The sequence below is a fragment of the Chitinophaga sp. genome, from assembly GCF_036566945.1.
Lineage (GTDB): Bacteria > Bacteroidota > Bacteroidia > Chitinophagales > Chitinophagaceae > Chitinophaga.
This window is the reverse complement of record NZ_DATCVJ010000813.1, coordinates 1-13,186: the sequence shown is the minus strand read 5'-3', so window position 1 is coordinate 13,186 and position 13,186 is coordinate 1. Positions and strand designations below refer to the sequence as shown.

12 protein-coding genes are annotated in these 13,186 nt (G+C 46.8%); 9 read left to right on the top strand and 3 right to left on the bottom strand.

The window, feature by feature from the left end; genetic code table 11:
* Nucleotides 1-1,933: prolyl oligopeptidase family serine peptidase (locus VIP81_RS24615; RefSeq protein WP_331967578.1), on the bottom strand; the 1,933-nt coding region annotated here is incomplete at its 3' end.
* Nucleotides 1,934-2,071: 138 nt separating this feature from the next.
* Here VIP81_RS24615 and pfkA point away from each other — a divergent pair.
* From pfkA to VIP81_RS24595, 4 genes are all read left to right on the top strand, one after another.
* The gene (pfkA, locus tag VIP81_RS24610; protein WP_142683182.1) at nt 2,072-3,052 is read left to right on the top strand and encodes a 6-phosphofructokinase; all 981 of its coding nucleotides are present in this window, start codon (nt 2,072-2,074) and stop codon (nt 3,050-3,052) included.
* Nucleotides 3,053-3,064: 12 nt separating this feature from the next.
* The gene (gene pyk / locus VIP81_RS24605) at nt 3,065-4,552 is read left to right on the top strand and encodes a pyruvate kinase (protein WP_331967574.1); all 1,488 of its coding nucleotides are present in this window, start codon (nt 3,065-3,067) and stop codon (nt 4,550-4,552) included.
* Between the two features lie 271 nt (nt 4,553-4,823).
* Complete coding sequence (locus VIP81_RS24600) at nt 4,824-5,393, top strand: TetR/AcrR family transcriptional regulator (RefSeq protein WP_331967572.1); 570 nt, start codon at nt 4,824-4,826, stop codon at nt 5,391-5,393.
* Nucleotides 5,394-5,656: 263 nt separating this feature from the next.
* Entirely contained in the window at nt 5,657-7,063 is a 1,407-nt protein-coding gene (locus VIP81_RS24595; RefSeq protein WP_331967570.1) for an MFS transporter, read from the top strand.
* On the opposite strand, the gene VIP81_RS24590 is transcribed toward VIP81_RS24595, so the two are convergent.
* A complete protein-coding gene (locus VIP81_RS24590; RefSeq protein WP_331967568.1) occupies nt 7,053-8,228 on the bottom strand; it encodes an MFS transporter in 1,176 nt (391 codons plus the stop codon). The two genes, VIP81_RS24595 and VIP81_RS24590, sit on opposite strands and share 11 nt — an antisense overlap.
* Before the next feature lie 176 nt (nt 8,229-8,404).
* Between VIP81_RS24590 and VIP81_RS24585 the strand changes: the two genes are divergently transcribed.
* The 5 genes from VIP81_RS24585 to VIP81_RS24565 all read left to right on the top strand — a co-directional run bounded on the left by VIP81_RS24585 (nt 8,405) and on the right by VIP81_RS24565 (nt 12,615).
* Complete coding sequence (locus VIP81_RS24585; protein ID WP_331967566.1) at nt 8,405-9,760, top strand: NAD-dependent succinate-semialdehyde dehydrogenase; 1,356 nt, start codon at nt 8,405-8,407, stop codon at nt 9,758-9,760.
* A 14-nt stretch (nt 9,761-9,774) separates the two neighbouring features.
* Nucleotides 9,775-10,731, top strand: a complete 957-nt coding sequence (gene coaA, locus VIP81_RS24580) for a type I pantothenate kinase (RefSeq protein ID WP_331967564.1) — start codon at nt 9,775-9,777, stop codon at nt 10,729-10,731.
* The gene (locus VIP81_RS24575; RefSeq protein ID WP_331967562.1) at nt 10,731-11,315 is read left to right on the top strand and encodes a Crp/Fnr family transcriptional regulator; all 585 of its coding nucleotides are present in this window, start codon (nt 10,731-10,733) and stop codon (nt 11,313-11,315) included. Before coaA ends, VIP81_RS24575 begins: the two co-directional genes overlap by 1 nt.
* A gap of 63 nt (nt 11,316-11,378) precedes the next feature.
* Complete coding sequence (locus VIP81_RS24570; RefSeq protein ID WP_331967560.1) at nt 11,379-11,828, top strand: hypothetical protein; 450 nt, start codon at nt 11,379-11,381, stop codon at nt 11,826-11,828.
* A gap of 31 nt (nt 11,829-11,859) precedes the next feature.
* Nucleotides 11,860-12,615: an MBL fold metallo-hydrolase gene (locus tag VIP81_RS24565; protein WP_331967558.1), complete on the top strand. Its 756-nt coding sequence runs from the start codon at nt 11,860-11,862 to the stop codon at nt 12,613-12,615.
* A 60-nt stretch (nt 12,616-12,675) separates the two neighbouring features.
* Here VIP81_RS24565 and tssD read toward each other — a convergent pair whose 3' ends face one another.
* A complete protein-coding gene (gene tssD / locus VIP81_RS24560) occupies nt 12,676-13,062 on the bottom strand; it encodes a type VI secretion system tube protein TssD (protein WP_291926631.1) in 387 nt (128 codons plus the stop codon).
* Nucleotides 13,063-13,186 lie beyond the last annotated feature (124 nt).

The following is a 13,186-nucleotide window of genomic DNA, read 5'->3' as shown; positions in this document are numbered from 1 at the left end:
CGTCATGATCTGCGGTAGTAATCAGGGTAGCCGGATAGGCCGTTCCTGGTTTCAGGTTATGCAGCGGTGAATATTGCAGCAGGTATTTAAACTGATCTGCGTGATCACTGCTGCCATACTCTACTGCCCATGCCCAGCCGATGGTGAATTTCTGGAAGCGCAACATATCCATTACGCCTACTGCCGGCAAGGCCACTTTAAAGAGTTCCGGACGTTGCGTCATACAGGCGCCTACCAGCAAGCCACCGTTGGAACCTCCGCGGATGGCAATCTTCGTAGGATTGGTGTATTTGCTTTTGATCAGGTACTCTGCCGCGCCAATAAAATCATTGAATACATTCTGTTTCTTATCGAGCATACCGGCTTTATGCCATGCCTCGCCGTACTCGCTGCCACCACGCAGGCCCACTACTGCGTAGATGCCTCCCTGTTCCATAAAGTACAGGTTGGATACGCTGAAGCCCGGCGTTTGCGGAATGTTGAAACCACCATATCCATAAATCAATACCGGGTTGCTGCCATTGAGCCGGATTCCTTTTTTGTAGGAAAGGAACATCGGAACGCTGGCGCCATCGGCACTTTTGAAGAATACTTGTTTGGTTTCGTAGCTGGCCGGATTGAATTTCACATCCGCCTTATCATATAAAGCGGAGGTACCGGTGGCGATATCATATTTATATACCGTAGGTGGTGTTACGAAAGATGTATAGGTATAGAAGAACTCCTTATCTTCAATTTTACCCCCAAACCCGCCGGCAGTACCAATGCCGGGTAATGTTACCTCGCGTACCTGTTTACCGTTGTAATCATACTGATATACTTTGGTGGCCGCGTCCTTCAGGTAAGAAAGGAATAAGTTACCGCCGCCGGTGCCGGCGCCTTGCAATGCTTCTTTCTTTTCCGGAACAATCACTTTCCAGCTGGCTTCCGCCGGATTAGCCGGATCAATCAGCACCACTTTATAATTAGGAGCGTTGTGATTGGTGCGTACCATTAGTTTGTCGCCATTATTATCTATTACGCCGGGTTCATAATCGAAGCCTTTTACCAGCATGGCAAAGTCTTTTTGCGCCGGATTGTGGGTATCGAGGTATTGGAGTTCCCGGCCGGAAGTACCTTCCGAAGTATTGAGGATGAGGAAACGTTCATCTTCCGTTACCTGTACGGTGGCGTTACGCAGGGGATGTGCATCGTCTTTATATATTAATACATCCTTATCCTGCGTATCTCCTAATTTATGGTAGTATACTTTCTGGAACTGGTTTTTACCGGATAATTTGTTTTGCTCGTCTGGTTTGTCATAGCGGCTGTAATAGAAGCCATCGCCTTTCCAGGCGAGGCCGCTGAACTTCACCCATTCCAGTTTATCGGACAGGAGCTGTTTGGAGGCTACGTCCATAACAAAGCCTTCCTGCCAGTCGGAGCCGGCTTTGGCGAGCAGGTAGGCGGCGTGTTTACCGTCTTTCGAGAAAGCGATGCTGCCTAAAGCGGTAGTACCGGCGGCGGAGAGCTTATTAGGGTCGAGGAAAATTTCAGGGGTACCACCTAAAGTGGCGCTGCGGTATAGGATGGCCTGGTTCTGGAGACCGTCGTTTTTGAAATAGTAGTAAAAATCACCATGTTTAACTGGCGCTCCATTTTTCGGATAATTCCAGAGTTCTTCCAGTCGTTTCCGGATTTCGGCCCGGAATGGGATGTTTGACAGGTAGTCCTGTGTAACCTTGTTCTGTGCAGTCACCCAGGCTTGTGTTTCGTCGCTGTGGTCGTTTTCGAGCCACCGGTAAGGGTCTGCGATCTTCGTACCGTGATAATCGTCTACCGTATCTACTTTTTTTGTGTCGGGATAATTGATTGTTTGCTGCTGTCCCATTGCTTGTGATGCTATTAAACTCACGCTCATAAAGATCCACCTCCTATTATTTCTTTTTGACATGCGTAATATTTTTTGAAATTTTTTGCTACTTTGTTTGATGGAAATTAAAAATTTAGGTTATTTCATCAGATAACAGTTAGAAAACAATTGCAAAATGTTATTTTTGTGCGCCTTTAAGATATTTTTTTAGCAATTTATATGAAAAAACTGAACAACATTGCAGTCCTTACATCGGGGGGAGATGCTCCCGGCATGAACGCCGCAGTTCGTGCAGTTGTAAGAACGGGCATTTATCATCAGCTGAATGTGTATGGCATTATGTACGGCTATAGGGGAATGTTGAAGAACGAAATTTTCCCGATGGAGTCGAAGTCTGTTGCCAACATCATACAGCGCGGAGGCACCATATTGAAGACCGCCCGGTGCAAAGAGTTCTATGAATATGAAGGGCGAAAAATGGCTTACGAAAATCTGAAAAAACACAACATTGACGGCCTCGTAGTAATCGGAGGAGACGGCTCGTTCAATGGTGCGCAAAAGTTCAGCCAGGAATTTGACATTCCGTGTATAGGCTTGCCTGGTACTATTGACAAGGACATTGCAGGGACTGATTCGACTATTGGCTTCGACACGGCTGTAAATACGGCGGTAGAAGCGATAGACAAGATCAGAGACACAGCGGATGCGCATGACCGTTTATTTGTAATCGAAGTAATGGGCCGCGATGCCGGTTACATTGCATTACACAGCGGCATTTCCACCGGTGCGGAGCATATATTGCTGCCTGAACGCAAAACAGAAGTAAATGACATTATCGAAGAGCTGCAGGCGAACGAACGCCGCAGAAAACTGGTAAATCTGATTGTAGTAGCCGAAGGTGATGAAACCGGCGGTGCTACAGAAGTTGGTCGCATTATTAAAGAAAGGTGCCCTCAAATGGATACCCGGGTAAGTATCCTCGGGCATATTCAACGTGGCGGCGCTCCCACCTGCACAGATCGTATTCTGGCCAGCCGCCTGGGCTATGCAGCTGTAGATGCTCTCCTCGAAGGCATCCATAATGTAATGATTGGTGTTGTCAACGACAAGATCCATTACACCCCTCTTGATAAAGCTGTAAAAGCCAAACAGGAAATTGACCCCGAATGGTTTAAGATTGTTAAAATTCTTGCGAGTTAAAAAATTAGACTTATGAGTACAAAGGATCTTTCGAAATACTATCACAAGCAGATGGATAACGCTGCGGGTAGAGAACACTCTTCGCACAAAACAAAAATCGTGGCTACCGTAGGGCCAGCATGTGATACCTATGAGGGACTGCTCACATTGGTTAAAGCCGGCGTTAACGTATTCCGCCTCAACTTTTCTCATGGATCTCATGAAGACAAAGCGAGGATCATTGAATATATCCGTCAGATCAACAAGACCGAACCTTACACCGTGGCTATCCTGGCCGATTTACAGGGTCCAAAGCTGCGTGTAGGTGAAATCGAAAACAATGCCCTGCCGCTGAAGAAAGGTGATGTGCTCACCTTTGTAAACGAGAAGCTGGTAGGCAACATGGAAAAAATTTACGTTTCCTATCCCGACCTGTACAAAGATCTTCGCGTTGGCCAGAAAATTTTGCTGGACGACGGTAAAATTGAAACAGTTGTAAAAGAAATCACTGCTAATGGCGAAATCAAAGCAGAAGTTTCTTTACCAGGTGTATTGTCTTCCAAAAAAGGTTTTAACCTGCCAGATACCAAAATATCCCTGCCAGCACTGACTGACAAAGATATCATCGACCTGGAATTTATCATCGATCACGAATGCGACTGGGTAGCCTTGTCTTTCGTAAGAAGTGTAAAAGATCTCGCGGTACTGCGCAAACGCCTGGAAGCACGCAATTCTAAAATGAAGGTGATCTCTAAAATTGAGAAACCTGAAGCGATCCAGAACCTGAAAGAAATTATCTGGGAAAGTGATGGCGTAATGATTGCCCGTGGTGACCTCGGTGTAGAACTGCCGGTAGAGCAGATCCCGATGATCCAGAAAGATATCATCCGCAAGTGTATTCACCGTGCAAAACCCGTTATTGTGGCTACACAAATGATGGAAAGCATGATGGACCGCACCCGTCCTAACCGTAGCGAAATCACCGACGTTGCAAACGCAGTACTGGAAGGTGCTGATGCCGTAATGCTCAGCGGCGAAACAGCTACTGGTATGTTCCCTGAACTGGTTATCCAGACCATGAACAAAATCATCCAGGAAGTGGAAAAAGAAGCGATCATCTACAACCGTAACCTGATCCCTCACCGCCACTCTCCTACCTTCCTCAGCGATGCACTGTGCTACAATGCATGTAAAATTGCGGAAGACCTGGATGCAGATGCTCTCATCGGTATGACCCAGAGCGGCTACACCGGCTTTATGCTGAGTAGCTACCGCCCACGCAGCCCACTCTTCATCTTCACCAAAGAAAGATCACTGGTGAATCAGCTCAGCCTCAGCTGGGGTGTTCGCGCTTTCTACTACGAAGAAGAAGAAAGTCTGGATGATATCGTTTTCGATCAGATCAACATCCTGAAAGAAAGAGGTTTCATTAAAACAGGTGACGTAGCCGTTAACACCGGTAGCACGCCCGTGAAACAACACTTACCAACAAATATGCTCAAAATCACTAAGGTGGACTAAATCAGCTTTTAGCAGTTAGCTTTTAGCTTTTAGCTTTTAGCTTTTAGTAAATGTAGCAAAGAGAAATATTGGTACAGCCATAGGCTGTTAGCTAATTCCATTTAGCAAAATGCAATGGGTATTAAGTACTGGACTTGATACCCGTTGCATTTTTGCATAAAACAAGTTCTATTATCTCCGCTGCATTCACTAAAAGCTAACTGCTAACTGCTAAAAGCTAAAAAAAACATACAGACTTGTCTGTTTTAAAAATAATGCCTACTATTGTACCATGAAAGAACAAGGGGCCAAAGAAAGAATATTGAACGCCGCCAGCGACTTGTTTTACGAACAAGGCTACCAGGCCACCGGCATTAACCAGATCATTGAAGAAGCTGGTATTGCCAAAGCCAGCCTGTATCAGCATTTCCCTTCCAAAGAAGCATTGTTGACGGAATACCTGCTGAGAACCCGGCTCAAAAGATGGGAAGAACGCACTCAATTCCTGAAGGACCTCGCGCCGGGAAAAGAAAAGCTGATGGGGCTCTACGAATTCCGGCTGCAACACATGAAAAGCAACCACTTCAAAGGCTGCGCCTTTGTCCGCATCGCCTACGAACTACCAGGACTCAACGAGGAAGCATTGCTGCAAATACGCACCCACACCCAACAACTGAAATCATTTATAACAGAACAGTTACAGGTGATTAAAAACCCTTTCCCGGCAGATGAATTAAGTGAGATGACCGACATGCTCCTCAACCTTTACGAAGGCGCCGGTCTGCAAGGATACACGCAGAAATCCGCTAAGCCAATGGAGAATACGCAAAAGGTGGTGCTGAAGCTGTTGGGCACTTTGTAAACGCTACCACTGTGAGGGAAGCTAAGACTATTGAGTACACTGCGAATGCCCTACCGCTACTTTGCAGATAACGCCAGCAAGGAAAGAACACTTCATAGCGCTGCTTCGCAGATAACGAGCTGCAAATACAGATACCCGAGTACGCCAGAAGACAGCCACTACAGCGGCAGTAGCTTTCCATGCACCAATGCAACGCGACATCCAACAATTATTCAACGACCATTCATCAGTTCAAAAATTTAACGTTCAAAAATTTTGCACACATGAAAACAGACCAGTCTGTATACATCACCACGCCAACTATCAACCCATGGATCTCCCTATCTGTGATCCTGCTGGCGCCTCTGATCACAGTGATCGACATCTTCATCGTTAACATCAGCGCACCGGCCATCAAAGCCTACTTCCACAGCACAGATGCGGCCCTGGAGCTGGTCATTGCGGCCTATCTGCTGGGATATGCGGTATTCCTGATTACTGGCAGCCGCACAGGCGACTACCTGGGCAAGAAAAAAGTATTTATCGCCGGACTGGCAGCTTTCACCATTACCTCGGCGATGTGCGGCTTTGCCGGCTCTATGGAAATGCTCATCATTTCCCGGCTGTTACAGGGCATGGCGGCAGCGTTCACCGTTCCGCAAACCATTACACTGATTCAGCTGAACTTCCAGTCGCCGGCAGACAGAGACAAAGCCTACGGCCTGTACGGCATGGCATTAGGCACCGGCGCTACCATCGGACAGTTCCTGGGAGGATACTTCATTTCTTCTCACCTGATCACCGACAGCTGGCGCTTAATTTTCCTGGTCAACCTGCCGGTGGGTATGGTGGCCATGCTACTCGCTTATTATTTTGTACAGGAATCCGGACAAAACAAATCCACCCGCTTTGATGTGCCGGGCATCATTCTGCTTACCCTGGCCCTGTCTCTCCTGATATATCCTATTATACAAGGCACAGAACTGGGCTGGCCGGCATGGACGATCTGCATGCTGGTAGCAGCGGTTGTACTGCTGCTTATTTTTATAAAATATCAATACTGGTTAGGTAAAAAACAGCGCGATCCGCTGGTCCCCATGGAACTCTTTCGCATCCGGAGTTTCAACACCGGCATCATCAGCGTATTATTTTTCTTTGGTGTGAATACCGCTTATATTTTTACAGTATCTATCTATTTTCAGAATGGGTTTCACATAGCCCCCTTCGCGGCAGGCAAATATTTTGTGGTGCAAACTACGTCTTATCTGCTGGCCTCTTTATGGTCTATCAAAAATGCAGCACGTTTTGGTATCCGTTTATTACAGGTCGCCTGTTTGCTGATGATTGTTTCTTTTATCGGGCAGTTAATTTTATTTTGGGGAGATGAGATAACGCCCTGGGAAATTCTTCCCTGTTTGATCATATACGGCAGTGGTTCCGGTTTGCTAATGCCTTCTTTATTAAAAGTAGCGATGTGGGATATGCCTGCCACCAAAGCAGGAGCAGCCAGCGGCGTATATTCTACGATCCAGCAAATTGCTTCTGCTTTGGGAGTGAGTATATTAGGCGGCATTTTTCTTTACCTCGCCCGCACTTCCGGCAATTTTTATATGGCTTATAAAGTAGCGTTGTGTTGTATGATGGGCTACCTGTTAGTCGTGATATGCATGCTGAACCGGGTTAAGCGCTAAGCACTCCTTTGGGCTTTCTATAAGTAGCCAGATAAATGATCAGTGCCAATGTAATTAAAGCGGTACCAGCTATACATACGCCATTCCATTGTGCCACTGACCACACCCACAATCCAATGCCGGAGCCCAGCGAGGTGCCGATAAAACTGGTGGTCATAAACACCGTGTTCAAACGGTTCCTTGCTTCCGGTAGCAGGGTGTAGATACGGGTTTGATTAGATACATGGATACCCTGCAACCCTAAATCAATGGCAATGATGCCGACAATAATGCCGATAATATTTGCCTGAAATGCGTAGAACAGGAAATAGCCCAGCAACAAAAAGAGGAGGCCATACCCAATGGCTATACGTGGATTTTTCTTGTCGGCAATGCGTCCTATCAGCGGAGCTCCCATGGCGCCCGCTGCAGCCGCAAGACCCATTAATCCTATTTGTTCACTCGTGTATGTAAAGGGCGCTGCCGATAACAGAAATACCACGGTCGTCCAGAACATACCAAACATCGCAAAGCAACAGGCATTGATGGCAGATGCCTCCCTTAAGATCGGCTGCTCTTTGATCAGCGTCAGTAATGATTTCATGAGATCTCCATAAGAGCCACTGAAATTAGGCTTGCTGGAAGGAAAAGTAGTGATCATGATCACGGCCAGCAAAGCACTGATACCCGCTGCTATCCAGAACATCGCGCGCCAGCCGAAGTGATGGCCCACCACACCGCTGAGGGTACGCGATAATAATATGCCTACCAATAAGCCACTCATGATGGTGCCAATTACTTTACCGCGACTGGCAGGGTCTGAAAGATTCGCCGCTAATGGCAATATCAGCTGAGGAACGACGGAAGTAAAACCAATAAGCAAACCCGTTACTTTCAGCATCGTGATATTGACAGATTCCGCCGCCGCGATCAATGCAACTACCGCCGCCAGCGTCATCACCACTATCTGGCTTTTTCTTTCCAGCTTATCGCCCAGTGGCACACAAAACAACAGCCCTAACGCATATCCTACCTGTGTAAAAAAAGTAACCTGCCCGGCGTTGCTTTCGCTAACACCAAATTCGTCGCTCATCAACACCAGCAACGGCTGGCTGTAATAGATATTGGCAACGATCAGCCCCGTACAAAGGGCCATTATCAAGATATTCCATCTGCTAAGCGCCATAAAGTCCAGCTGTTTTTTTAGTGATGCAAAGATAACTGTTTAGCTTGTAGCTATTCCTCTCCAGCTTTTAAAGTGCCTTTTTAGTGGAAAACGGTAAATTTGTCTGACTATTCACTAACAGCTTTCAGCCGGTAGCAAACAATTGCCGCTGGCTAAAAGTTAAAAGACCGCACCGTATGTTTACAAGCATTAATCCATTTACACAGGAAACCATTGCTGAATATACAGCACACACCTCCGCTGAGATAGAACAGAAATTACAGCTGGGCCACAAAGCCTGGCAGCAACTACTGGAAGTGCCGCTGGAACAACGCCGTCAGTGGATGATGCAGGTGGCACAGTCCATGAAAGATCAGGTAGATACCCACGCAGCGCTGATTACACAGGAAATGGGTAAAACGTTGAAAGAAGCAAGAGCAGAAGTATTAAAGTGTGCCACGTCCGCAGAATATTACGCGGAGAACATAGCCGATATGTTGCAGCATAAGCCGATCCGCTCTGACGCCTATAAAAGTTATGTTTCTTATGAATCCAAAGGTATTGTGCTGGCCATTATGCCGTGGAACTTTCCTTACTGGCAGGTATTTCGTTTTGCCATTCCCAATATACTCGCCGGTAACACCGGTTTACTAAAACATGCCAGCAATGTAAGTGGTTGTGCACTGGCCATTGAAAAAATATTTTCCGACAGTAATTTTCCGGCAGGTACTTTCCAATCGTTACTGGTGTCGTCCAAAGATATGGAGCCCATTATTGCAGATCCCCGCGTACAGGGCGTTACACTCACCGGCAGCACGCCTGCAGGCAAAAGTGTGGCAGCGCTGGCGGGCAAATATATCAAGAAAACAGTGCTTGAACTGGGGGGCAGCGATCCTTTCATCGTATTGAAAGATGCTGACCTGGAAGCCGCTGCCAAAACTGCTGTACAGGGTCGTATGCAAAATGCAGGACAGTCCTGTATTGCTGCCAAACGCTGGATTGTGGAAAAAGAAATTGTTCCTGCTTTTACCGAAGCCGTGAAACACTTTATCCAGGAACTTAAACAGGGCGACCCTACCCAGGAAAACACCAACATGGGCCCCATGGCCCGCCCGGACCTGGCCGACGACCTGGCCAGGCAGCTACAGGAAAGCATTAGTCAGGGCGCCAGACTGGAGTTGGGTGGCACGCATGAAGGCTGTAACTTTGCGCCAACCCTGCTGACAGGGGTGACCAATCAGATGACAGCATTTAAAGAAGAAACATTCGGGCCGCTGGCCGTTATCATAGAAGCAGCTGACGAAGCGCAGGCCATCGCCCTCGCTAACGAAACTGAATTTGGTTTAGGCGCTGCCCTGTGGACCAGCGACCTCGACAAAGCGGCCCGGCTGGCCACACAAATAGAAAGCGGTAACGTATTTATTAATGCCATGGTTCGCTCAGATGCACGCCTGCCCTTCGGCGGCGTAAAACAATCCGGCTATGGACGCGAATTATCACTGGAAGGCACACACGAATTTCTGAACGTAAAGACTGTTTATATACAACAATAAGCTAACTGCTAACAATGACCACTTCTCTGAAACGCGACCGCTACACTCCCTATATCAACTTCTCCCGGAAAGAATGGGCAGAAAGAAGCGGTGATGCTATGCTGCAAATGCAGGACTACGACCTGGAAGCATTGCATGGCATGAACGAACCACTCACACAGGAAGAAATTACGCAGGTATATCTTCCACTGGCACATCTGTTGAATTTATATGTAACCGCTTCGCAACAGCTACATACCGCTACCAGTAACTTCCTTAGCAGCCAGGTACATAAAGTACCTTATATCATCGGTATTGCCGGTAGCGTAGCCGTAGGGAAAAGTACAACTGCCAGGGTATTGCAAAAACTCCTGCAGGCGTGGCCCAACCATCCACGGGTGGATCTGGTCACCACAGATGGGTTCCTTTATCCCAACAAAGTACTGGAGGCTAATAATATCATGAACCGGAAAGGCTTTCCCGAAAGCTATGATATCAAAAGACTGATCCATTTTCTGGCAGATGTAAAATCGGGCAAGGAAAAGGTAGCAGCGCCCTTATATTCTCACCTGGAGTACGATGTATTACCCGGTCAGTTACAGTGGATAGAACAGCCGGATATTGTGATTGTAGAGGGGGTAAATGTGTTACAGGTACGTCATCGGCAACAACAAAAAGATCCCGCCGTTTTCGTATCAGACTTCTTTGACTTCAGCATTTATGTAGATGCAGCAGAAAAAGATATCCGCAAATGGTACATCGCGCGTTTTGAATCGCTCCGCATGACCGCCTTTCAAAATCCTGAATCTTTTTTCCATCGCTACGCACATCTCTCTGATACCGCCACCGTGGAATTAGCCACACAAATATGGGATGATATCAACAAGCCTAACCTGGAGCAAAATATTGCCCCTACCCGTTATCGCGCCAGCCTGATCCTCGAAAAAGGACATCACCATTTTGTTCAGTCCATTCAACTGAGAAAAACTTAATGTCTGCTACCTCCAATATACGTGAGCAGCTGCAGGCATTGCTGCAAGCCCCCATCACAGATTGGGAGCAATTTGAAGCCATCCTGCAGCCAGTCGCCTTCCATGCCGGCGATTATCTTGCGGAAGCCGGGAAAGTAGCGAACGCTATTTTTTTTATCGAAACCGGCATCGTAAGAGTGTACACCCTTCATGAGGGAAAAGAAATCAGTATGGATTTTGCCTTTCCCGGCGCTTTCACCACTTCCTATGCCTCTTTCATTACCAGGCAACCTGCTGCGGTAAATCTGCAGGCCATTACGCCGGTAAGTGGTTATGCCTTTCATTATGCCGACCTGCATCAATTATACGCCAGCTCACCGCAGGCCGAAAAAATCGGACGCCTCATGGCGGAGTATCAGTACCTGCATAAATACAACCGGGAACTCTCTTTTCTCCGGTTTTCCGCCCAGGAAAGATATGCGCAGCTGCTACAGGAACATCCCGAAGTAGTGCAACATATATCCATCAAACAAATTGCCTCCTACCTGGGCATTGAGCCGGAAAGTCTCAGCAGAATCCGTAAAAATATGAGTTCTGCGGATTAACTAACATTTGTTAGTGTGATTTGAAAAGAAGATCATGACATTTGTATTCTAAAAAATACACACATGGCATTCTTTTCCGGCTTATGCAGCATCGCATTTTTATTACTGGCCATTGGTTACCTCTTTTCTATTCCTGCGCTACAGCAGTTATCATTTGATGCACGTATATCCGCTGCCGTTATGTTTCTGCTGATCGGCTTCTTTCATCTGCTGAAGCCCGGCAAATTGATCTACATGATTGAAGGATGGTTTCCCTTTTCCCGTTTTCTCATCCTCTTCACCGGTGTGCTGGAAATGTTGCTGGGAGCGGGTTTACTATTCCCATCCACCAGGTATTATGCAGGATGGGGATTAATTATACTGCTGATAGCCATGTTTCCCGCCAATATCCGCGTAGCCGTACAACACCTGCCTGCCCCCGGCGGATTACCGGCCAAACCCTGGTATACCTGGAGCCGGCTGCTATTTCAACCGCTGTATATTTTATGGATCTTGTGGGCGATTAATCTATAACTTTATTCCATTCTTCAAAATTTGATACACCATGCGCATACAATTGATACGCCATGCTACTTTGCTGTTAGAATGGAATAACAAACGAATACTGGTAGATCCTATGCTGGGCGCAAAAGACAGCCTGGATACCGTACCCAATGCGGCCAATACCATCCGCAACCCGATGACGGAACTTCCTATGGATGCATCCGCATTAAGCGATCTGCTTTCCTCTTTAGATGCCATCCTCGTAACACATCGTCACCGCGACCACTGGGATGTTACTGCACAGGCTATATTACCCAGGCAACTACCGGTATTTTGTCAGCCGGAAGATGCAACTGCCCTCATTGAGCAGGGCTTCACACATGTACTCCCTGTTGACACGTCCACTACCTGGGAAAACTTCCGCATTACACGCACCGGTGGGCAACATGGCACCGGTGACATTGGTAAGATGATGGCGCCCGTTTCCGGCTTTGTATTGCAGGATGCTCATACTACTTTATACATTGCCGGGGATACCATCTGGTGTGAAGAAGTGGTGGCGGCTATGGATACGTTCCGTCCGGATTATGTGGTCGTGAATGCGGGCGCTGCACAATTTCTGCAGGGAGATCCTATTACCATGACGGCCACAGATGTAATTAAAACCATACAACATCCGGCACAAAGCAAGGTCATTGCGGTGCATATGGGTGTTATTAATCATTGTTTCCTTAGCCGGGAAGCACTGGCTGCAGCGGTAAGCGCAGCGGGCTTATCAGCGATTATTCCGGAACAGGGAGAATGGATAGAGGCATAGTAAAAAAAAGGGGCTGCCTCACTTTCTGAGACAGCCCTTTCCACATAATGTCAGCGGTTATTACACCCATTCATTAACATGTTTTGCGTTACCCATGCTAATTTCACGGGCAGAAATTGTAAAGGAAATTACCATTGGATTTTTGTTTTCGTAGTCGAAAGACTCTTCAAACTTAACCAGGTAACCTTCTTTAAATTCCAAAGTTTTTAGTTTGGAATCAGTGTCTCTTTTGTAAAAAGTGATAGAACCATCTTTGCGTTCAAAGTTGTTGACCATCCACTCAAAGAGTTCTGTTTTTCCGGTAGATTCTACCGTTAGCTTAATGCGTCCGCCGCGGGTAATTGCCGATGGGCGTCCGGTAGCATCTGTTTCCTGTGTGAGATCGTAGGCTACGTGCTGTACATTGTACTCTTCACCGCCTGATGTAAATTTTGCCTTGAAGGACATGTTGGGTTAATTTTTAAGGTTACAATAAAGAAAAAATAATTAGGGTTTATTTATGGATTTATAAGTCTCAAATATAGGATGAAATTTTACAATAGTCAAGAGTCCTAACAAATAATTTTATTTC